This window comes from Billgrantia aerodenitrificans, assembly GCF_021404405.1.
Taxonomy (GTDB): Bacteria; Pseudomonadota; Gammaproteobacteria; order Pseudomonadales; family Halomonadaceae; genus Halomonas; species Halomonas aerodenitrificans.
Window position 1 is genome coordinate 117,395 of sequence record NZ_JABFTV010000007.1, and the last position, 20,361, is coordinate 137,755.

Here is a 20,361-nt window from a genome sequence, read left to right on the forward strand (position 1 = left end):
GACCATGGCCAAGCGGAAGGAAGGGCAGGCACGCAGCGCCAGCGTGGACCTCTCGCAGGAGGGGGTGCACTGGGACCAGCCGATGAGCTATGGCGATTACCTGCAGCTGGGGCCGCTGCTGTCGGCCCAGCGGCCGGGTACCGCGGAGCATGACGAGATGCTGTTCATCGTCATCCATCAGGTCTCGGAGCTGTGGCTCAAGCAGTGCCTGCACGAGGCCCACGCCGCCGCGGCACACATCGCATCCGACCGCTTGCGCCCGGCGTTCAAGATGCTCACCCGGGTGGCGCGAATCCAGGCGCAGATGATCAATGCCTGGGAGGTGCTGGTGACCATGACTCCCGCCGACTACGCGCGCTTTCGTGACAGCCTCGGCCAGAGTTCGGGCTTCCAGTCGTTCCAGTATCGCGAGCTGGAGTTCCTGCTCGGCAACAAGAATGCGGCGATGATCGAAGTGCACCGTCGCCATCCCGAGCGCTACCGGCGCCTCAGCAAGGTACTCCACGCTCCGAGCCTTTACGACATCAGCCTGCAGCTGCTGGCCCGGCGCGGCTTCGCACTTCCCGAGTCGGTCATCGCGCGGGACTGGTCGGAGCCCTATCGGCCCTGTGACGAGGTGGAGCAGGCCTGGGCGGATATCTACCGCGATACCGGCCGCTACTGGGAGCTCTACGAACTGGCCGAAAAGCTCGTCGATACCGAGTACCACTTCCACCAGTGGCGCTTCAGCCACCTCAAGACGGTGGAGCGCATCATCGGACAGAAGCCCGGCACCGGTGGCACCGGCGGGGCCTCCTATCTCGCCAAGGCGCTGGACCTGCAGTTCTTCCCCGAGCTGTGGTCGGTGCGCACCACGCTGGAGGAGGGCGCCTCATGAGCCGACTCTATGACATCTCCCAGCCGCTGCGTGCCGACATGCCGGTATGGCCCGGCGATACCCCTTTTGCCCATGAGCCGACCTGGGTGCTCGACGGACAGTGCCCGGTCAACGTCTCGCGCCTGACGCTCTCCACCCACACCGGCACCCATGCCGACGCGCCCAGCCACTACGCCGCCGATGGCAGGGCCATCGACGAGGTGGAACTCACCACCTACCTTGGCCTATGCGTGGTGCTGGACATGCGCCATGCCGCGCCGAGGGTCGAGCCCGAGCATCTGCTGCCCGTGCTGCCGCCGCGCGTCGAGCGGGTGTTGCTGCGCACCTGGGAGCATTTTCCCCATGAGCGCTGGCGCAGTGACTTCACCACCATCGCGCCGGAGAGCATCGACCTGCTGGCCGAGCGCGGCGCGCGGTTGATCGGCGTGGATAGTCCTTCGCTCGACCCCGAGGTGGACAGCAAGCTGCTGGCGCATTGGCGGGTGCACCAGCACGGTATGGCGATTCTCGAAGGGCTGGTGCTGGATGCGGTGCCGCCGGGCCATTATGAGCTGATCGCCCTGCCGCTGAAGCTGGCCGGGGCCGATGCCTCGCCGGTGCGGGCCCTTCTGCGCGAGCTGGCTTGATAGCGGCGCGAGCTGGCTTGATAGCTACGCGAGCTGACAAGCGCTTTCCCGATTCCGTTTTCTCCTTGTGCTGGAGCCGACCATGCCCCTGACTCTCGATGACGTTCGCGAGCTGGACCGCCAGGACCCGCTGGCCACCTTCAGAAGCCGCTTCACCCTGCCGCAAGGCACGATCTATCTCGACGGCAACTCCCTGGGCGCCCAGCCCAGCGCTGCCGTGGCCGCCGTCGACGGCCTGATGAGCCAATGGCGCGACTCGCTGATCCAGGGTTGGAACCAGGGCTGGTTCGATGCGCCGGAGCGGCTTGGCGACCGGCTGGCGCCGCTGCTGGGAGCCGGGCCGGGCGAGGTGCTGGTGACCGACACCATCACCCACAACATCTTCAAGCTGCTGGGCTATATCACCGAAGGGCAAAGAGGCACTGAAGGGCAAAGAGGCACTGAAGGACAGAGCCGGGCGCGGCCGGTGATCCTCAGCGAAGGCGGCAACTTCCCCACCGACGGCTACATCGCACAGGGCTTCTGTCGCTTCGGCGGCTTCGAGCATCGGGTGGTGCCGGAGGGCGAGGCGCTGGATGCCTATCTCGACGAGCGGGTGGCGGCGGTGGTGCTCAGCCATGTGCACTATCGCACCGGGCGTCTGCGCGACATGGCGGCGATCACCCGCCAGGTGCATGCCAGCGGCGGCGAGGTGGTCTGGGACCTGGCCCACTCGGCCGGCGCTCTGCAGGTGAATCTCGCCGCCTGTGGCGTGCGCTACGCGGTGGGCTGCACCTACAAGTACCTCAATGGCGGCCCCGGTGCGCCGGCCTTTCTCTATGTGCGGCGCGATTGCCAGGACCGGGCCTGGCAGCCGTTGTCGGGCTGGCTGGGCCACGCCTCGCCGTTCGCTTTCGAGGTCGACTATGCCCCTGCGCCGGGTATCTCGCGCTTTCGTACCGGCACCCACTCGCCGCTGGCCTTTGCTGCCTTGGAAGCGTCGCTGGCGCTGTGGCAGGAGGTGGACCTCGCTCAGCTGCGGCGCAAGAGCCAGCGCTTGATCGAGCTGTTTCGCGAGTCGCTGGGTGACTGCCTGGCGGAGCACAGCATTGCCGACATCACCCCGGACGAGGCGCAGCGCGGCAGCCAGGTAGGGTTGGTGGAAAGAGAACACGGCTATGCCATCGTCCAGGCGCTGATCGAGCGCGGCGTGATCGGCGACTACCGCGAGCCGGGGCTGATGCGCTTCGGCTTCGCGCCGCTCTACCTGAGCCATGAGGACGTCTGGCAGGCGGCGCAGCATCTGCGCGAAGTGCTGAGCGAAGGCGAGTATCTGGCCCCGTGCTTTCAGCAGCGCGGGGCGGTGACCTGAGTCGGATTGCCCAGGTCATCGACGGATTCCGTAGGCTTTCATGCACGGTATCGGCGCTTGGGGGTACACTGGTCGTAACTGACGTTTCGAGGTCGTGACATGCCTTCCACGCATCGTCGTGATGACACTGAGCTTCACCAGTCGATCCTACGGGCGCTTGCGCCGTTCGAAGAGATCGAGCAGGTCGTGCTGTTCGGCTCGCTTGCCAAGGGGCGCGCCAGGCCCGACAGCGACCTCGACCTTGCGGTGGAGGCTCGCCACCCGCTGACCAGCGACAAGAAGATCGCCCTCATCGAGGCGTTGGCCCTGGCGTGCTCCCGCCCTGTGGATCTGGTCGATCTCAAGACGGCCGGCCAGCCGCTGCTGACGCAGATCGTCACCTCGGGAGTACGCCTGCAAGGCAGCGATTCGGCATGGGCCCGCCTGGTCTACCGCAACATCATCGACAACGAGGATTTCGTGCCATTGCAGCAGAGAATCCTCAAGGCGAGGCAGGCGGCATGGATCAACTCCTGATCAACCAGAAGCTGGAGTCGCTGCGGCGTTGCGTCATGCGGCTCGAAAGCCGCTGCCCGAGCAGCGTCGAGGCCTTGGAAGCGGATCTCGATGCTCAGGATATCCTGGCGCTGAACCTGACCCGTGCCGTTCAGCTCTGCGTGGACATAGCGGCACACTGGATCGCGGAGCACCACGAGCTGACGTCTCCTATCACCATGGGGCAAAGCTTCGATGTACTTGCCGAGCGAGATGTGATCAGCCGTGCGCTGGCCGATGACATGAGAAAATCGGTCGGCTTCCGCAACATCGTGGTTCACAACTACGAAGCCGTTAACTGGCAGGTGGTTTTCGCCATCTGTCGCGATCATCTCGACCAGTTCAGGCAGTTTGCCCGGGTCTTCATGGATCCGTCGCTTCGCTGAGCCGCGTTTTGTCCTGATATGGCCGAACGGGCTCAGCAAGTGGCGGAATCTGCTTTCCGCTAGTTGATCATCCCAGGCAGCCAGGTGGCGATGCCGGGGAACACGATCAGCAGCGCGACCAGCAGCATCGAGCAAAGGATGTAGGGAATCGCTGCGGAATAGATTTCGCGCATGGTGGTGCCCTTGGGTGCCACGCCCTTCATCACGAACAGCAGCAGCCCCAGCGGCGGCGTGGAGAAGCTGATCTCCAGCGCCAGCAGCATGATGATGCCGAACCAGATCGGGTCGAAGCCGAGTACCTGGGCCAGCGGGAAGAAGAACGGCACCGTGAGCATCATGATCGAGATCTGCTCCATGAAGGTGCCGAGCACCAGCAGCACGGCAAACATCGCCAGCAGCATCAGGATCGGCGCCAGGTCGAAGCTGGTGGCCCACTGGATCAGCCCGCTGGAGGCGCCGGAGAAGGCCAGCAGTTGGCTGAAGGTGGCCGAGCCGAACACGATCAGGTAGGCCATCAGGGTGACCTTCAGAGCGCCGATCACCGAGAGCTTGAATGCCTCCCAGGTCATGCAGCGAAAGATCACCGCCAGCACGATGGCACCCAGGGCGCCGAAGGCCGCCGCCTCGGAGGGCGTGGCGAAGCCCAGCAGCATCAGCGCGACGATGAAGATCATCACGCTGATCATCGGCAGGATGTCGGTGAGCACCAGCTTGAGCTTCTGGCCCAGCGGCACCGGCTCCAGCTCGTAATTGGGGGCCGCGTCCGGATCGAGCCGGGTCTGGATCCAGATGGTGGCAATATAGAACCCGGCCAGCACCAGGCCGGGCATGATGCCGGCGATTAGCAGGGCACCGATGTCGACCTTGGCCAGGGTGGCCAGCAGTACGGCAAGCGCCGAGGGTGGAATGATGATCGCAAGCCCCCCGGTACCCAGGATCGGGCCGATGGCCATGCGCTTCTGGTAGCCGCGACGCTCCATCTCCGGCACCAGCAGCGAGCCCATCAGCGCGGTGGAGCCCATCGAAGAGCCGCTAAGGGTCGAGAAGCCGGTACCGCCCACCACGGTGACGTAGGAGAGCCGGCCGGGCACCTTGCCCATCAGTTGGTCGATGGCGTTGAACATGCGCATGCCCAGGCCGGTGCGGAAGAACAGCTCACCCATCAGCAGGAACAGCGGGATCGGCACCAGGTTGAAGCTGGAGAGGGCGCCGAAGCCGTTGTTGAGCAATTGGATGAGACCGTTCTGGCCGCCCATGAAGTGCCAGGCACCGATGACGTTGGCGGCAAGAAAGGCCAGGGCGATCGGCGTACCGATGGCCATGAAGCCGAGAATCAGGGCCAGCAGAAAGGCCAGGGCCAGATACCATTCCATTATTCCTTGATCCCCGCTTCGCCGCTGTGAAGGATGTCGCGCCCGACCACGAAGCGGGCGAATTCGATGGCCATCATGGAAAAGCACACCGGGTAAGCGATGGTGAGGATCCACTTGGGCACGAAGAAGGCGCGCACGTCGTAGTCGTTGCGCGCAATGTTCATCGACACCAGGTCATAGCCCTTCCAGGCCAGCACCACGCACACCGCCACGCACAGCAGGGCCACCAGGCGGCTAACCACCTGCAGGGCCATGGGCGTCAGGATCGAGGTGAGCAGTTCGATGTGCACGTGGCCCTTGTGTCGCACCAGCCAGGGGGCGCCCAGCAGGGTCAGATAGAACATGGCGTATTCGGTGGAGAGGAAGAGCCACGCCGAGGGCTGCAGCCCCAGGTTGCGGATCACTACCGAGAGCACGATGGCGACCATCAGCCATACCAGCATGATGGCGGCAGCGAGGGCCATGCCGTTGAGCAGCAGCAGGTAAGCACGACTGGCGTAACGCATAAGCCTCCCCGGGCGCGATGAAAAGGGCCGAACGAACCGACGACGAGCAGCAGTGGGCCGGCCGCTGGCGACCGGCCCCCGCGCTTACAGGTCGTTGAACTTCTCGATCAGCTCGTCGTAGTGCTCGAGCCCCATGGGATGACGCTCCATCTGGCGGCGCATACGCTCCCAGGTGGCTTCGCGGGCGGCCTCGGAGAAGCGCTCGCCAGCCTCGCCTTCCAGACGGAAGACCTGCATGCCGTCGGCCTCCAGCTCGGCCTGCTGCTCCTCGGCCAGCACCTCGAAGCGTTCGGTACTGGCACGCTCGTGCTCGATGGCCACCTCCTGCAGGATCTCGCGGGCTTCCTCGCTCAGGCCGTTCCAGCTGTCCAGGTTGACGATCACGCCCATGTCGGTGGAGAAGAAATCGGGATCGATGCGGTAGTTGAGGAAACGGTCCCAGTTGAGGTCCTTGAGGCCGATCTGGGTCCAGCCGGTGGCGTTGACCACGTTGCGCTCCAGCGCCGAGTAGACGTCGGTGGTAGGCAGGCTGATCGGCTGGGCACCGAGGTAGTCCTGGAAGAAGGCGTCGTAGACCGGGTTGCTGCGCAGGGTCATGCCGGAGACGCTGAGGTTGCCCTCACTGTCCAGGCGCGGCTCGTTGATGGTGTAGAGGTTGTAGCTCACGCCGCTGTCGAACCAGCCCAGGTAGTAGACCCCCATCTTGTCCTGGTGGATCTGGTTGAGCAGGTCGATGCCGCCGTTCTCACGGGCATAGATGGCGTTGGTGTTGGAGGCCACCATGGCGTCGCGTTCGGGCACGGTGCCGGCATAGAAGCTGGCAGCGGTGTAGGCCATGTCGACCACTCCGTTGCGAACCGCGTCGGGCTGTTCGGAGAGACCGATCACCTCGGGGCCGCCGCGTACATTGATCTGTACCACGCCTTCGCCACGCTCGTTCACCTTGTCGACGAACTCGAGGAAGCTCTGGGTATAAATCAGCGACGGCGGAAAGGCGTGGACGGCAGTGATGCGCTCCACGGCCAGGGTCTGGCCGGAAGCGACCAGGGCAGCGAGGCCCAGGGAAGCGATGAGAGGCTTGTTCATAGTTGTTCTCCTTTCAATCTTCAGCGTTGGTTGTCTTGCGGTCTTGTCTTTGGTCCTGGGGCCGGAGGCCAGTCAGCCCCGTGTGATCAGCGGTGGCGGTGCGGCATCGAGCCAGGGCCGTTGGCTGGCATAGCGGGTGGCGAAGCGTTCGATCTCCTCGGCGTGCTGACGAGTCATGTCGATGTCGTCCCAGCCGTTGAGCAGCTTGGTGCGCCAGGTCGGCGCGATGCTGAAGGCAACGCTCAGCTCGCCGATGGTGATGCGCTGCGCTTCCAAGTCGACGTGCAGCGCTCCAGGGGCTTCTCCCAGCGCGGCAAGCAGTGTCTCGGCGTCCGCCTCGCTGACCGTGGCCGGCAGCAGGCCGTTGTTGACCGCATTGGAGGCGAAGATGTCGCCGAAGCTCGGCGCGATCACGCAGCGAAAGCCGAAGTCCACCAGCGCATAGACGGCGGCCTCGCGTGACGAGCCGGCGCCGAAATTGCGCCTTGCCACCAGGGTTTTCGCCTCACCCGCCTGCGGGTGGTTGAGGATGAAATCCTCGACCGGTCGGCCGCTTTCGTCGTGGCGCAGGTCATGGAGCAGGAAGCGCCCGTAGCCGACGCTACGCGGCTCCTTCATGAAGCGCGCCGGAATCAGCTGGTCGGTATCCACATTGGCCAGCGGCAGCGGACAGGCCGGGGCGTCGATGATCTTGATCGGTTCCATCACTCGGCTCCTGTCACAGCTGGCGTAGGTCGGCAAGGCGGCCGGCCACGGCCGCCGCGGCCACCATGGCCGGCGACATCAGATGGGTTCTGGCGCCCGGCCCCTGGCGGCCCTTGAAGTTGCGGTTGGTGGTGGAGGCGCAGCGCTCGCCGGGCGGCACCAGATCGCCGTTCATGCCCACGCACATGGAGCAGCCGGACTCACGCCACTCCAGGCCCGCCTCGCGGAACACGGCATCCAGCCCCTCGGCTTCGGCCTGGCGCTTCACCTGGGTGGAGCCTGGCGAGACGATGCCCGGCACCCGGCTGCGACGGCCGCGCAATACCGCGGCCGCGGCGCGCAGGTCCTCCAGGCGCGCGTTGGTGCAGGAGCCGATGAAGACCCGATCGATGACGATGTCGGTCAGCTTCTGGCCGGGAGCGAGGCCCATGTAGTCGAGGCTGTCGCGCAGCTGGCGCGCCTTGCCGGCATCGTGCTGGTCGGCCGGATCGGGTATGCAGGCATCGATGGGCAGGGCCTCTTCCGGCGAGACACCCCAGGTCACGGTGGGGGCGATCTCGGCGGCGGCGAGCGTTTCTTCGCGGTCGAAATGGGCGCCATCGTCGCTCTTCAGCGTCTGCCAGTAGGCCAGCGCCTGCTCCCATTGCTCCCCCCGCGGGGCGAAGGGGCGACCGCGCAGATAATCGAAGGTGGTCGCGTCGGGGGCGATCATGCCGCAGCGGGCGCCGCCCTCGATGGAGAGGTTACACAGCGTCAGGCGCGCTTCCATCGACAGACTGCGAATGGCGCTGCCGGCGTATTCGATGGCGTAACCCCGGGCGCCGTCGGCCCCCAGGCGGGCGATCCAGGTGAGCGCGATGTCCTTGGCGGTGATGCCCGGTGCCAGCTCGCCCTCGACGGTCAGGCGCATCTTCTTGGGGCGGCTCTGCCACAGAGTCTGGGTCGCCAGCACGTGGGCCACTTCCGAAGCGCCGATACCGAAGGCGATGCTGCCGAAGGCGCCGTGTGTGGAGGTGTGGCTGTCGCCGCACACCATCAGCAGTCCGGGTTGGGTCAGGCCCTGCTCGGGGCCGAGCACGTGCACGATGCCCTGGCGCGGGTCGTCGAGGCCGAACAGAGTGATGCCGTGCTTGCGGGTGTTGTCGGCCAACTGCTCGATCATGCCGCGCACCTTGACGTCGCCGATGGCATCGAGCCGGCGGGTCAGGGTCGGCACGTAGTGGTCGGCAATGCCGAAGGTCAGGTCGGGGCGTGCCACCGACAGCTCGCGTTCGTGCAGCTTGTTGAAGGCGTGGAAGGAGCCCTCGTGCACGAAATGGCGGTCGATCCACAACAGGCTCTGGCCGCTTTCGCCGCGCAGAATCTCGTGGGCATCCCACACCTTGTCGAACAGTGTCGTTGGCATTGTCATGTCGGTCGCTTCAACGGGGTTGCGTCATTCTTGTCCAAATACATCTATCCCAGACCGATATCACAGGTCAAATGTATTTTTGATTGTGATTTAAATGTATTAAAAATAGCACATTTGGTTTGCGTTACGCTCATGCCTGCTGCTCCGCTTCCGCCTGCCGGGGTTCCGGTGCCATCGGTTCCCAGTAGCGTGCCGCTTCGTCACCGGTGCGGTTGAGATCGATCTGAATGCGGTAACGGTCGGGGCGGTAGAGCGCGTCGAGATGCTCCACGCCGCGGCCCTCTTCGTCGTACACCACTCGGGTCAGCGAGATCAGCGGCGAGCCCACCGAGACCTCCAGTGCGTCGGCCACCTCGTGGGTGGCCAGGGTGGCCGAGATGGTCTGAGCCGCGTGGTCGACCTTCACGCCGCTGCGCTCGAGCAGGGCGAACAGTGGCGTTTGCGACAGGTCGGCTTCGTTGTAGTGCAGCGCGATGTACTCCGGCACGTGGGTTACCAGGTAGGAGAACGGCTTGCCATCCGCCATGCGCACGCGAATTGAGCGCTGCACCTTGTCGCCCTCGTGCAGCCCCAGACTCTCGCGCACCGGCTCCGGCGGCTTGGCGTAGCAGAACTCCAGCAGCCGTACCCGTGAGGCCTTGCTCATCTTGACCATGTTGGGAAGCAGGTTGGCGACGCTGGCGGTCATCACCGTGGCATCCAGCGGTTGCTCCAGCACCACGGTGCCGAGTCCGGGCTTGCGTGCCACCAGTCCCGCTTCGTTGAGCGCCTGCATGGCGCGCCGGACCGTGACCCGCGACACACCGTACTGCTCGGCCAGTTTCAGCTCGCCGGGCAGCTTGCGCCCCGGCGCCAGCCGGCCGCTTAGAATGGCGTCCTTGAGCAGCAGATAGATGCGATGGGACTTGGTGCCCCCAACGGAATTCGCATGCGTATCGTTCATGGTTCGATCCTTGTGCATTGTTGTCGGTTGCGATGAAGCGCTTGACGGAAGGGTCGGGGTGGACATAGAAATGTATTATGCATAGGACAGCTTTGTGTGCCATGCAACTCGAAGAATAGCGCCAAACAACGACAAAGGCTTCTTCCCTGGAGACCCCTATGCCTGCCAACAAGCCTGCTGCTGCCCCCGAAGAGGTCGTGCGCGACTTCCTGGCGGCAATGGAGGCGCGCGAGCTCGAGCGTGCCGGTGCCCTGCTCGACGAGGAGTTCAGCATGGTCTTTCCGGGCAGTGGCGAGATGCATCGCCTCGAAGAGCTGGTGGCCTGGGCCGCCGACCGCTACCGCTTCGTGCGCAAGCGCATCGCCGCGGTGGAAACCTGTGATGGCAATGGCGTCACAGCGGTGTTCTGCCATGGCGAGCTCGACGGCGAGTGGCCCGACGGCACTCCCTTTGCCGGGGTGCGTTTCATCGACCGCTTCGAGCTGCGCCACGGCCGGATAGTGCGACAGCAGGTCTGGAACGACCTGGCGCTGGCACGTCCCTGAACAGGGGCGACGTACCACTTACCGACTTTCCGAACATGAGGAATTCACCCGTCATGACTGTTGATGCCAGCGACCTCAAGGCCAGACTGCACGCTCCCGAGATCGTCGTAGCACCTGGCGTTTATGACGCCCTGAGCGCTTCGCTCGCCGCCGAGGCGGGCTTCGATACCGTCTACCTCTCGGGGGCCAGCATCGCCTACACCCAGCTCGGCCGCCCCGACATCGGCCTGGTCAGCGTCAGCGAGGTCAATGACGTGATGGCGCACATCCGCGAGCGCACCGAGCTCTCCGTGGTGGTGGATTGCGACACCGGCTTCGGCAACGCCATGAACGTCATGCGCAGCGTGCGCATGCTGGAGCGCGCCGGGGCCAACGCCATCCAACTCGAGGATCAGACCTACCCCAAGCGCTGCGGCCACCTGCGCGGCAAGACCCTGGTGCCGCAAGGCGAGATGGTGGGCAAGCTCAAGGCCGCATTGGACGCTCGGGCGAGCGATGCGACCCTGATCATCGGGCGCACCGATGCAGTGGCGGTGGAGGGTACGGCCCGGGCCATCGAGCGTGCCCATGCCTACCGCGAGGCCGGTGTCGACGTGCTGTTCATCGAAGGCATTCGCAGCGACGACGACATCGCCAGCATCATGGCCGAGTTCCGCGGCAAGATCCCGATCATGGCCAACATGGTGGAGGGGGGCGACACGCCGCTGCAGAACGCCCAGGCGCTGCAAGCGCTGGGCTTCTCGTTGGTGATCTTCCCCGGTGCTCTGGTACGTGCCTTCACCCACATGGCGAGCCAGTTCTTCGGCACCCTGCGCCGCGACGGCACCACCGATGCCTTCCGTGAGCGCATGCTCGACTTCAGTCAGCTCAACGAGGTGCTCGGCACCCGCAAGATGCTCGAGCTGGGCGAGAAGTATGACGCCCGCTGATCACAAGGACAAAGACACAGGAGAGAGCGCATGATCACGACCGATAAAACCGCCAAGGAGATCTTCTTCGAGGTGATGGCCAACCCTCAGCGCGTGCCGTTCGGCTTCGGCAACAAGGCGGTGCTGGTCAACGTCGATCCGCAGAAGGCCTACACCCGCACCGATCTCTACAAGACTGCCTACGAGACCGACCCCAACCAGCTCGACTACGTGAACCAGCTGGCACGCGGCTTCCGTAAGCTCGGTTGGCCGGTGGTATGGACCCATGTCGCCTTTCTCGACTCCGCCGAGGATGCCGGCGTATGGGGCACGCGTACCGACACCCCGGATTCGTTGCAGAACATCAAGTACGGCTCCGACCGCGCCGCCTTCGACGAGCGGGTCGAGATCGAGCAGGGCGATGTGGTCTATACCAAGCGTATGCCCTCGGCCTTCTTCGAGACCCCGCTGCAGTCGCTGCTGGTGTGGCACCAGGTCGACACCGTGATCGTCACCGGCGGTTCCACCTCGGGCTGCATTCGCGCCACTGCGGTGGACAGTCTGTCGCGGGGCTACCGCACCATCGTGCCGATGGAGTGCGTGGCCGACAAGCACGAGAGCTACCACTACGCCAACCTCACCGACCTGCACTTGAAGTACGCCGACGTGATGAACGTGGCCGACGTGCTGGCCTGGCTCGAGGCACGCGCGAGCGACAAGGCCTGAGCGGCGGGGAGGCTGACATGCAGGCAGAGCTGAAAGAGAGACTGGGCGCCTACGACTACTGGCCCTACGAGAACCGGCCGAAGATCGCCTGGCCGAACGGGGCTCGGGTGGCCTTCTGGGTGGCACCCAACATCGAATACTATGAACTCGATCCGCCGGCCAATCCCCAGCGCAAGCCGTGGCCCACGCCGCACCCCTCGGTGCCGGGCTTCAGCATTCGCGACTATGGCAATCGGGTCGGCCACCAGCGCCAGATGGCGCTGCTCGACAAGTACGGCATTCGCGGCTCGGTGTCGCTCTCGGTGGCGCTGTGCGAGCACCACCCCGAGATCGTCGCGATGTGCCGCGAGCGCGACTGGGAATTCTTCAGCCACGGTATCTACAACACCCGCTACACCTACGGCATGAGCGAGGCCCAGGAGCGGGAGATGATTCGCGACGGCATCGAGACGATCCAGCGTCATACCGGGCAGAAGTGCGCCGGCTACCTGGCGCCGGCGCTGTCCCACTCCGAGCACACCCTCGACCTGTTCGCCGAGGTGGGTCAGGAGCTGTTCGGCGAGGAAGGCGGCATTTATACCTGCGACCTGTTCCACGACGACCAGCCCACGCCGATCCGCCTGCGCTCGGGGCGGCGCTTCATCTCCATGCCCTATTCGCTCGAGATGAACGACACCATCGTCTACGCGGTGAACAAGGTGGAGCCGCGCCACTACCTGACCATGCTCAAGCGCCACTTTGACCGGCTCTACGCCGAGGGCGCCGAGTCGGGCACGGTGATGTGCATTCCCACCCACAACTATCAGATCAGCTGCCCGCACCGCATCAAGGCCTTCGAGGAGGCGCTGGAGTACATCACCGGTCGCAGCGACGTGTGGGTTACCACTGGGCGCGAGATCGCCCAGCACTATCTCGCTCACCACTACGACGACGCCTTGCGCGACATCGATGCCAAGTCGGGGAGGAACTGAGTCATGGCTCTCGATTCGGACTACCTGCGCTACCCCTGGCGGCGCCACGGCTACGATCACGAGCGCTACGCCTGGTCGATGCTGGGTGAGCGCCAGCCGATCCAGTGGCCTGGCGGCAAGACGCTGGCGGTGTGGATCAACGTCTCGCTGCAGTTCTACCCGCTCAACCAGCGCGGTGTGCCGTTCAAGGTACCCAACGGCATGACCATGCCCTACCCGGACCTGCGCCACTACTCGCTGCGCGACTACGGCAACCGGGTGGGCATCTACCGCATGCTCGCGGCATTCGAGCAGCGCGGCATTCGTCCCACCTGGGCGATCAACGCCCAGCTCGCCGAGCAGCACCCCTACCTGCTGAATCGCCTGAAAGCATACGGCGGCGAGTTCCTGTGCCATGGCTGGAACATGGATCACCTGCACTACGGCGGTCAGGATCGCGACGAGGAGGCCGAGATCGTGCGCCGCTCGGTCGCCACGCTGCGTGAACTGACCGGACAACCCGTTCGCGGCTGGCTGAGCCCGGCCAAGCACCAGAGCTGGAACACCCCGGAGCTGCTCGTCGAGAACGGCATCGAGTACTGCTGCGACTGGGTCAACGACGACATGCCCTACGCCTTCGTCACCGACCAGGGCGAGCTGACCATGCTGCCGCTTTCCACCGAGATCGAAGACCAGTTCGTGATGTGCCAGAACCTGCACTCTGAAGACAGCTGGGTGGCTCAGGTGACGGACGCCTTCGACTTCCTGCTGCAGGAAGGGCGGGAACAGGGCGGACGGCTGCTGGCGCTCAACCTTCATCCCTGGCTGGTGGGTCAGCCCCATCGTATCGGCTGCCTGGAGGCGGTGCTCGATCACATCGCCGGCCATGCCGAGGTGTGGCAGGCGCCGGCGGGAGAGATTCTCGATGCCTACCGGGCTCAGGCCGGCGGCAACCACTGAGGAGAAACGTCATGCCTATCGTGGCCTTTGGCAGCGGAGAAGAGTTCGAAGCGCACGTGCCGCTGGTGATCGTCGGGGCGGGCGCCTGCGGCCTGGTGGCGGCCCTCGCCGCCAAGCAGTTCGGTATGGAGGCGGTGGTGCTGGAGCGCGATGCGCTGCCGCGGGGCAGCACCTCCATGTCTCAGGGGTTCATCCCGGCGGCGGGCACGCGCTTTCAGGAGCGGCGTGGAGTGACGGACAGCCCGGCGCTGATGGCCGAGGACATCCAGCGCAAGAACGGACACCAGGCCGACCCGGCCATCGTGCGTGCGCTGACCGAGGCCTCGGCCGGAGTGGTGGAGTGGTTGGCCGACGACCACGGGGTGCCTTTCGACCTGGTGGAGGGCTTCCTCTACCCGGGCCATAGCCGCATGCGCATGCATGCCACCCCACGGCGCACCGGGGAGGAATTGATGGGCAGCCTGCTCAACGCCGTAGAGGCGGCAGGCGTCGACCTGCTCACCGAGGCGCGAGTGGTCGACCTGCATGTGGACGATGGCGGCCGGGTACATGGCGTGACCCTCGAACGCCCCGACGGCAGCCGGGAGGCCATCGGTTGCGACGCCCTGATCCTTGCCTGCAACGGCTATGGCGGTAATCCCGAACTGGTGGCGCGCCACCTGCCGGCGCTGAAGGATGCACTCTATTTCGGCCACGAAGGCAACCAGGGCGACGCCCTGCTGTGGGGCGAGGCGATGGGCGCGAGCCTCAAGGACCTTGGCGCCTGCCAGGGCCACGGTTCGCTGGCGATGCCGCATCAGACCCTGATCACCTGGGCGGTGATGATGCGCGGCGGGGTGCAGCTCAATCGTGAGGGCCGGCGCTTTTCCAACGAGCACGGCGGCTACTCGGAGCAGGCGGCCAAGGTGCTGGCCCAGCCGGGCGGCATGGCCTGGAACCTGTTCGATCGGCGCATCCATCAGGCTGCGCTGGAGTTCGAGGACTACCGCAACGCCCACATTGCCGGGGCAGTGCGCACCTTCGACAGCCTGGAGGCCATGGCAGCGGGGCTGGAGCTGCCGCTGGAGGCGCTGCGTGAGACCTTCGCCGAGATGCAGGCCCTGGCCGAAAGCGGCGCAGCCGATGCCTTCGGCCGCACCTTCAGCAGCGAGGATCTGCTGACGGCGCCCTATCACGCGATCAAGGTCACCGGTGCGCTGTTCCACACCCAGGGCGGGCTCGAGGTGAATACCCAGGCTCGAGTGCTGCGCCAGGACGGTAGCTTATTCGCCAATCTGTTCGCCGCCGGCGGTGCGGCGCGCGGGGTTTCCGGCTCGGGCGACAGCGGCTATCTCTCCGGCAACGGTCTGCTCAGCGCCGTGGTACTGGGCGCCATTGCCGGGCGCGAGGCCGCCCGTCAGCTCAGCTGCGACTCGGCCGCGTAAACGTTCGCTTTCGTTAACAGCGAGGCGTCAGGCAGCGTCAGCTCCCGCGCCTCGCCATGATATCCTGCGCAACTTCACTGAGCGCTCCTCTCACTCAGCATTTCTCTGACTAGGTACTTCTCTGCCTAAGCACTCTTCATCCCGGGCGGAACTTGGCGCCCACTCGGCGCGTCGATGTGCGATCTTTAAGCGGCGCAACAACTTTTTGTTACCGAATGGCTTGTAAAGTTAACGGTAATGGTTCGTTAACCTGTCACTCTGACGTTACATGAACCACTTGGCCTTCGAGGAGAGGCGGCTTGCCACAAAGTACTCCTGGCGCAGTATGGCGCCGCCTCAATACATTGCAGAGGCGTCTGCTGGGTGGGCTGGTAATGACCTGGCTCGTCATCATCGGGTTGCTGCTGGTCGTTGCGTGGGGCAGCGGTCAGAGACTGATGCATGAGGCCACTCTTTCCCACTTGGGGTATCAGGCAGAAATATTGAGCCGAGAACTGCGGGACCGCCTGAACTTGCGCTTTACCGCGCTGGAAATGCTCTCTGCGCAGCTCACCGATGTGTCGCACGAGGACGCTCGGCTTCTGCTGCAGCAGAATCCCAGCCTGCTGGCTTACTTCGAAGGCATCATCGTCAGCGACGCCGACGGCGAGATCATTGCCGATCTGCCTCAGGTGCCGGGACGCGTTGGTTTTGGCGTTGACGACACCGAGTACTTCGCCATGGTGAGCAACTCCCGCTGGCCGTACGTCAGCCGTCCCTTCTTTGGGCGGACCAGTCACCAGCCTCTGGTAATGATGCTGGTGCCTCGTTATACCCCCCAGGGGGAGTTCGACGGGGTGGTTGGTGGGCTCCTGAACTTCGCTCATGGCCAGTTTTTCAGCAGCATTTCCGCGCTCACCTTCGAGCATAGCGGCCACATCGCCATCTTTACCGCCGCCGGTGTGCCTTTGTTCGTGCCAGGGCCAATCAGCCACCATGTCGGGTCGCTCCAGCACCTCGATCCACTGGATTTCCAGTTGGCCCTCGACGGGTGGCAGGGCGAAACGCTCCACGAGCTGGATGGCGAGGACGTGCTGGTGAGTTACCGCCAGGTGTGGGAGGCCAATTGGGTAGTGGCCATGCTGATGCCACGTCATTCGGTATTGGCGCCGTTTCAGAATTTTCTGGAACGGTTGTGGTGGACCTGGCTGGTGATTGCCTTGGTGCTGTTGGTCCTCATTCGCTGGCTGGTCGGGCATCAGCTCAAGCCGTTGCATCGGCTCGAAAGGCAAATCCTGGAAATCGGCTCCGGAGTGCGCCAGCGCCTGGCGCTGGCGACCGGCCTGAGGGAGTTGACGCAAATCTCCGACGCCTTCAACAGGCTCGAGCAAGAGCGCAAGGATGCCTTGCAGCACCTGAGGCATCGCGAGGCGTTTCTCGATGCCGTACTCGGCTCGACCCCAGCCGGCATGTTCGTGGCCGATCAAGAGGGTGACCTCATTTATCTTAACCCGGCTCTGTCGACCATGCTGGGCCACCTGGCCGGTGCGTCGACCCATGACCTCTGGCAGCTCATCCATGAGGATGATCGCGAAGATGCCCATGACATGTGGCTGCATGCCATGAGCCGGAACAGCGAGTTCCTGCGACAGCTGCGCATGCGGGATGACAAGGGCAACATGCTGTGGGTCGAAATCCATGCCAGCCGGGTCGAGGGCAGCGAGGGGCCGCTTGGGATAGTAGGCACGATCAAGGACATCACCGAGCGGCAGCACCAGGAGGCGTTGCAACGTTGGGAAGCGGAGCATGACCCCTTGACCGGCCTGCTCAATCGTCGCGGTTACCTGCGGCGCCTGGAAGATGCAATGGCCGACTTTGCCAAGCTCGGTACGCCATCGGCCGTGATTCTCTTCGACCTGGATCGCTTCAAGCCGGTAAACGATGAGGGTGGGCATGCGTTAGGTGACGAGCTGCTGCGCCGAGTAGCCCAGGTGCTGGTGTGGGAGGTGAGACGCAGCGACCATGTTGCCAGGCAGGGCGGAGATGAGTTCGGCCTGCTGCTGCCGAGTTGTACACTCAGCCAGGCCGCGACAATCGCCGAGTCGCTGCGCGTCGCCATCGGCCAGGTCAGTGTCGCCCATGAGGGCAAGGAATACGCCGTGACGGCGAGCATTGGCCTGACCGCTTTCCATGAAGGTGACGAGAGTCTCGAGGAGATTCTGGTGCGGGCCGACGCCGCGAGCTACGAAGCCAAGAGGCAAGGGCGAAACAGCGTGGTCGTGCATGGCAGCGCGGTCACTTCAAGCCGCTCCTCGGACACCGGCGGTAGTCATGCCTGAGCTCAACCGGAAGGGACGCGGAGCGTTGAGCCATCCGCCTCGCCCATCAGTAGCGCCCGGTTGGCCTCCAGCGCCTCGCGCAGGAAGTCCCACAGTAGCCTGACCCGCGCCAGGCGCCGCTGCTCCTGGCGCGCGGTGATCCAGAACTGACGCACGATCTCCACCTCATCGTTCAGTACGCTCTCGAGCCGGCTGCCGGTTTCGGCCATGAAGCAGGGCAGCACGGCGAGTCCCGCCCCCTGCAGGGCCGCTGCGTGCTGGGTGGTGACGCTGGTACTGCGGATCGGGAAGTGCGGTGCCACGCCCACCACCGCGGGATCGAGCAACGGGTCGAGATAGTTGAGCTGTTCGCTGAAGATCAGGTCGTCGACGTAGCCGATCAGTCGGTGCTGGCCCAGCTCGTCGAGCCGCGTGGGGCGGCCGTGGCGATGGAAGTAGCTCTCGCTGCCGTAAAGCCGCAGGCGATAGTCGCACAGCCGCGAGATCACCAGTCCCTGGCTTGCCGGGCGCTCCACGGTGATGGCCAGATCCGCCTCGTGGCGACTCAGGTTGACCACCCGCGGTAGCGCCAGCAGATCCAGGGTGATTCCCGGGTGGCGTTCGCAGAAGGCCGAGAGCAGCGGGGCGACGACCCAGGTACCGAAGCCTTCGGTCACGCCCAGGCGAATCTGACCGCCGAGCTGGCGGTTCTTGTCGGCCAGGCTCTCGCCCGCCTCGAAGGCGTGGCGGGCCATCTCCTCGGCGTGGGCCAGCAGCTGCTGTCCGGCCTCGGTCAGGTGGTAGCCATGAGTGCTACGCTCGAAGAGTTGGGTATTGAGTTTCTGCTCGAAGCGACGGGTGCGCCGCGACAGCGTGGAGTGGTCCAGGCCCAGGCGCCGGGCGGCATCGGTGAGCCGCTGGCTGCGCGCCACTTCGAGAAAGATCTGGATGTCCTGCCAGTCGAGCACGGCTCGCACCTCATGAAATTCGTTTGTGCATTATTGCACAAGGCATGTGAAGAAGTGCCCGTTGTCACGCCGCTACGCGGCTATATAGACTCGAATTCATCACGCTTCGTGTGTTTCTACACACAAGGTCTACATCTCAGCTTCAGCCGTACAACGACTACAAGCACAACAGGAGTTCGCCATGTCCATTCGTGAAATTCCCATGTACATCGACGGTCAGGCCGTCCCGTCCCAGAGCCAGGAGTGGCGCGACGTGATCAACCCCGCCACCCAGGAAGTGGTGGCGCGGGTACCGTTCTGCACCGCCGAGGAGGTCGACCGCGCCGTGGCCAGCGCCAAGGAGGCGTTCAAGACCTGGCGCAAGACACCGCTGGCCAAGCGCATGCGCATCATGCTCACGCTGCAGGCGCTGATTCGCGAGCACACCGACGAGCTCGCCGCGCTGATCACCGAGGAGCACGGCAAGACCCTGCCCGACGCCGCCGGCGAGGTGGGTCGCGGCCTGGAGGTGGTCGAGCACGCCTGTTCGATCACCTCGCTGCAGCTGGGCGAGCTGGCCGAGAACGCGGCCAGCGAGGTCGACGTCTACACCCTCAATCAGCCGCTGGGGGTTGGCGCGGGCATCACCGCCTTCAACTTCCCGATCATGCTGCCCTGCTTCATGTTCCCGCTGGCCATCGCCACCGGCAACACCTTCGTGCTCAAGCCCTCCGAGCAGGACCCGAGCTCCACCATGCGCCTGGTCGAGCTGGCCCATGAGGCGGGCGTGCCGGCCGGCGTGCTCAACGTGGTGCACGGCGGCCCCGACGTGGCCAACCAGATCTGCGACCATCCGGACATCAAGGCGCTGTCGTTCATCGGCTCCACCAACGTGGGCACTCATATCTACCGCCGCGCTTCCGAGGCGGGCAAGCGGGTGCAGTCGATGATGGGCGCCAAGAACCATTGTGTCGTGATGCCCGACGCCAACCGCAGTCAGGCGATCAACAACCTGCTGGGCTCGGCCTTCGGCGCCGCCGGCCAGCGCTGCATGGCCAACTCGGTGGTGGTGCTGGTGGGCGAGGCCAACCAGTGGCTCGACGACATCGTCGAGGGCGCGCGCAACATGAAGGTGGGGCCGGGCACCCAGCGCGATGCCGACCTCGGCCCGCTGGTCTCCAAGGCGGCTCGCGACCGCGTGGTGCGCCTGATCGATGCCGGCGAGAAGGAGGGCGCCCGACTGCTGGTCGACGGACGCGGCTATCAGGTAGAGGGCTATCCCGACGGCAACTTCGTCGGTGCCACCGTGTTCGCCGACGTCAAGCCGGAGATGACCATCTACCGCGAGGAGATCTTCGGCCCGGTGCTGTGCGTGGTCAGCGTGGATACGCTGGACGAGGCGATCGCCTTCATCAATGCCAACCCCAACGGTAACGGTACCTCGATCTTCACCAACTCCGGCTGGGTGGCGCGCCGCTTCGAGACCGACATCGACGTCGGTCAGGTGGGCATCAACGTGCCGATCCCGGTGCCGGTGGCCTACTTCAGCTTCACCGGCTCGCGGGCCTCGAAGCTCGGCGACCTGGGCCCCAACGGCAAGCAGGCGATCCAGTTCTGGACCCAGACCAAGACCGTCACCGCACGCTGGTTCGAGCCCGAGAACGTCTCCAGCGGCATCAACAGCACCATTTCGCTGAGCTGACACCGCCGACTGGCAATGTGCCGCCCCACCCGATCGGGTGGGGCGCTTTGCGTAAGTTAAGAGTTTCCCAGGCCAGACCTGCTAGAGTGGAGGGATCGTAAGGA

20 protein-coding genes are annotated in these 20,361 nt (G+C 64.8%); 13 read left to right on the plus strand and 7 right to left on the minus strand.

What is annotated here, in order from left to right; genetic code table 11:
* The first annotated feature begins 4 nt into the window (after nt 1-4).
* From kynA to hepT, 5 genes are all read left to right on the plus strand, one after another.
* Nucleotides 5-877 (plus strand): tryptophan 2,3-dioxygenase, encoded by an 873-nt coding sequence (gene kynA, locus HOP59_RS14300; RefSeq protein WP_234254400.1) that lies wholly within the window; start codon nt 5-7, stop codon nt 875-877.
* Entirely contained in the window at nt 874-1,503 is a 630-nt protein-coding gene (gene kynB, locus HOP59_RS14305; RefSeq protein ID WP_234254401.1) for an arylformamidase, read from the plus strand. The genes kynA and kynB overlap by 4 nt, the downstream gene beginning before the upstream one ends.
* Before the next feature lie 82 nt (nt 1,504-1,585).
* A complete protein-coding gene (kynU, locus tag HOP59_RS14310) occupies nt 1,586-2,854 on the plus strand; it encodes a kynureninase (RefSeq protein ID WP_234254402.1) in 1,269 nt (422 codons plus the stop codon).
* 99 nt (nt 2,855-2,953) lie between these two features.
* Nucleotides 2,954-3,370 (plus strand): type VII toxin-antitoxin system MntA family adenylyltransferase antitoxin, encoded by a 417-nt coding sequence (gene mntA / locus HOP59_RS14315; RefSeq protein WP_010626839.1) that lies wholly within the window; start codon nt 2,954-2,956, stop codon nt 3,368-3,370.
* The gene (hepT, locus tag HOP59_RS14320) at nt 3,355-3,774 is read left to right on the plus strand and encodes a type VII toxin-antitoxin system HepT family RNase toxin (protein WP_010626840.1); all 420 of its coding nucleotides are present in this window, start codon (nt 3,355-3,357) and stop codon (nt 3,772-3,774) included. Before mntA ends, hepT begins: the two co-directional genes overlap by 16 nt.
* Nucleotides 3,775-3,833: 59 nt before the next feature.
* Here the strand turns inward: hepT and HOP59_RS14325 are convergent, their stop codons facing one another.
* The 6 genes from HOP59_RS14325 to HOP59_RS14350 form a co-directional block, all read right to left on the minus strand.
* A complete protein-coding gene (locus tag HOP59_RS14325) occupies nt 3,834-5,147 on the minus strand; it encodes a TRAP transporter large permease (RefSeq protein ID WP_234254403.1) in 1,314 nt (437 codons plus the stop codon).
* On the minus strand, nt 5,147-5,653 hold the full coding sequence (locus HOP59_RS14330; protein WP_234254404.1) for a TRAP transporter small permease: 507 nt from the start codon (nt 5,651-5,653) through the stop codon (nt 5,147-5,149). The genes HOP59_RS14325 and HOP59_RS14330 overlap by 1 nt, the downstream gene beginning before the upstream one ends.
* A gap of 84 nt (nt 5,654-5,737) precedes the next feature.
* A complete protein-coding gene (gene dctP, locus HOP59_RS14335) occupies nt 5,738-6,739 on the minus strand; it encodes a TRAP transporter substrate-binding protein DctP (RefSeq protein ID WP_234254405.1) in 1,002 nt (333 codons plus the stop codon).
* Nucleotides 6,740-6,811: 72 nt separating this feature from the next.
* Nucleotides 6,812-7,444, minus strand: a complete 633-nt coding sequence (gene leuD, locus HOP59_RS14340) for a 3-isopropylmalate dehydratase small subunit (RefSeq protein ID WP_234254406.1) — start codon at nt 7,442-7,444, stop codon at nt 6,812-6,814.
* 13 nt (nt 7,445-7,457) lie between these two features.
* Nucleotides 7,458-8,855: a 3-isopropylmalate dehydratase large subunit gene (leuC, locus tag HOP59_RS14345; protein ID WP_234254407.1), complete on the minus strand. Its 1,398-nt coding sequence runs from the start codon at nt 8,853-8,855 to the stop codon at nt 7,458-7,460.
* A 130-nt stretch (nt 8,856-8,985) separates the two neighbouring features.
* Nucleotides 8,986-9,798: a GntR family transcriptional regulator gene (locus HOP59_RS14350; protein ID WP_234254408.1), complete on the minus strand. Its 813-nt coding sequence runs from the start codon at nt 9,796-9,798 to the stop codon at nt 8,986-8,988.
* Between the two features lie 158 nt (nt 9,799-9,956).
* Between HOP59_RS14350 and HOP59_RS14355 the strand changes: the two genes are divergently transcribed.
* The 7 genes from HOP59_RS14355 to HOP59_RS14385 all read left to right on the plus strand — a co-directional run bounded on the left by HOP59_RS14355 (nt 9,957) and on the right by HOP59_RS14385 (nt 17,629).
* Complete coding sequence (locus HOP59_RS14355) at nt 9,957-10,343, plus strand: nuclear transport factor 2 family protein (protein WP_010626847.1); 387 nt, start codon at nt 9,957-9,959, stop codon at nt 10,341-10,343.
* A 53-nt stretch (nt 10,344-10,396) separates the two neighbouring features.
* Entirely contained in the window at nt 10,397-11,272 is an 876-nt protein-coding gene (locus HOP59_RS14360; protein ID WP_010626848.1) for an isocitrate lyase/PEP mutase family protein, read from the plus strand.
* Between the two features lie 30 nt (nt 11,273-11,302).
* Nucleotides 11,303-11,977: an isochorismatase family protein gene (locus HOP59_RS14365; RefSeq protein ID WP_010626849.1), complete on the plus strand. Its 675-nt coding sequence runs from the start codon at nt 11,303-11,305 to the stop codon at nt 11,975-11,977.
* A 17-nt stretch (nt 11,978-11,994) separates the two neighbouring features.
* Nucleotides 11,995-12,948: a polysaccharide deacetylase family protein gene (locus HOP59_RS14370; protein ID WP_010626850.1), complete on the plus strand. Its 954-nt coding sequence runs from the start codon at nt 11,995-11,997 to the stop codon at nt 12,946-12,948.
* Nucleotides 12,949-12,951: 3 nt separating this feature from the next.
* Nucleotides 12,952-13,887, plus strand: a complete 936-nt coding sequence (locus HOP59_RS14375) for a polysaccharide deacetylase family protein (protein WP_010626851.1) — start codon at nt 12,952-12,954, stop codon at nt 13,885-13,887.
* Between the two features lie 11 nt (nt 13,888-13,898).
* Complete coding sequence (locus tag HOP59_RS14380) at nt 13,899-15,311, plus strand: FAD-dependent oxidoreductase (RefSeq protein ID WP_010626852.1); 1,413 nt, start codon at nt 13,899-13,901, stop codon at nt 15,309-15,311.
* 299 nt (nt 15,312-15,610) lie between these two features.
* A complete protein-coding gene (locus tag HOP59_RS14385; RefSeq protein ID WP_234254409.1) occupies nt 15,611-17,629 on the plus strand; it encodes a sensor domain-containing diguanylate cyclase in 2,019 nt (672 codons plus the stop codon).
* A 2-nt stretch (nt 17,630-17,631) separates the two neighbouring features.
* Here HOP59_RS14385 and HOP59_RS14390 read toward each other — a convergent pair whose 3' ends face one another.
* Nucleotides 17,632-18,576, minus strand: a complete 945-nt coding sequence (locus tag HOP59_RS14390) for a LysR family transcriptional regulator (RefSeq protein ID WP_234254410.1) — start codon at nt 18,574-18,576, stop codon at nt 17,632-17,634.
* A gap of 181 nt (nt 18,577-18,757) precedes the next feature.
* On the opposite strand from HOP59_RS14390, the gene HOP59_RS14395 reads away from it, so the two are divergent.
* Nucleotides 18,758-20,257 carry a CoA-acylating methylmalonate-semialdehyde dehydrogenase gene (locus HOP59_RS14395; protein WP_234254411.1) on the plus strand — a complete coding sequence of 500 codons (1,500 nt, stop codon included), beginning with the start codon at nt 18,758-18,760 and terminating at the stop codon, nt 20,255-20,257.
* The last annotated feature ends 104 nt before the right edge of the window (nt 20,258-20,361 follow it).

Coding starts and splice junctions, on each gene's coding strand:
- kynA (WP_234254400.1), top strand. CDS start 5: ATGGCCAAGCGGAAGGAAGGGCAGGCACGCAGCGCCAGCGTGGACCTC.
- kynB (WP_234254401.1), top strand. CDS start 874: ATGAGCCGACTCTATGACATCTCCCAGCCGCTGCGTGCCGACATGCCG.
- kynU (WP_234254402.1), top strand. CDS start 1,586: ATGCCCCTGACTCTCGATGACGTTCGCGAGCTGGACCGCCAGGACCCG.
- mntA (WP_010626839.1), top strand. CDS start 2,954: ATGCCTTCCACGCATCGTCGTGATGACACTGAGCTTCACCAGTCGATC.
- hepT (WP_010626840.1), top strand. CDS start 3,355: ATGGATCAACTCCTGATCAACCAGAAGCTGGAGTCGCTGCGGCGTTGC.
- HOP59_RS14325 (WP_234254403.1), bottom strand. CDS start 5,147: ATGGAATGGTATCTGGCCCTGGCCTTTCTGCTGGCCCTGATTCTCGGC.
- HOP59_RS14330 (WP_234254404.1), bottom strand. CDS start 5,653: ATGCGTTACGCCAGTCGTGCTTACCTGCTGCTGCTCAACGGCATGGCC.
- dctP (WP_234254405.1), bottom strand. CDS start 6,739: ATGAACAAGCCTCTCATCGCTTCCCTGGGCCTCGCTGCCCTGGTCGCT.
- leuD (WP_234254406.1), bottom strand. CDS start 7,444: ATGGAACCGATCAAGATCATCGACGCCCCGGCCTGTCCGCTGCCGCTG.
- leuC (WP_234254407.1), bottom strand. CDS start 8,855: ATGACAATGCCAACGACACTGTTCGACAAGGTGTGGGATGCCCACGAG.
- HOP59_RS14350 (WP_234254408.1), bottom strand. CDS start 9,798: ATGAACGATACGCATGCGAATTCCGTTGGGGGCACCAAGTCCCATCGC.
- HOP59_RS14355 (WP_010626847.1), top strand. CDS start 9,957: ATGCCTGCCAACAAGCCTGCTGCTGCCCCCGAAGAGGTCGTGCGCGAC.
- HOP59_RS14360 (WP_010626848.1), top strand. CDS start 10,397: ATGACTGTTGATGCCAGCGACCTCAAGGCCAGACTGCACGCTCCCGAG.
- HOP59_RS14365 (WP_010626849.1), top strand. CDS start 11,303: ATGATCACGACCGATAAAACCGCCAAGGAGATCTTCTTCGAGGTGATG.
- HOP59_RS14370 (WP_010626850.1), top strand. CDS start 11,995: ATGCAGGCAGAGCTGAAAGAGAGACTGGGCGCCTACGACTACTGGCCC.
- HOP59_RS14375 (WP_010626851.1), top strand. CDS start 12,952: ATGGCTCTCGATTCGGACTACCTGCGCTACCCCTGGCGGCGCCACGGC.
- HOP59_RS14380 (WP_010626852.1), top strand. CDS start 13,899: ATGCCTATCGTGGCCTTTGGCAGCGGAGAAGAGTTCGAAGCGCACGTG.
- HOP59_RS14395 (WP_234254411.1), top strand. CDS start 18,758: ATGTCCATTCGTGAAATTCCCATGTACATCGACGGTCAGGCCGTCCCG.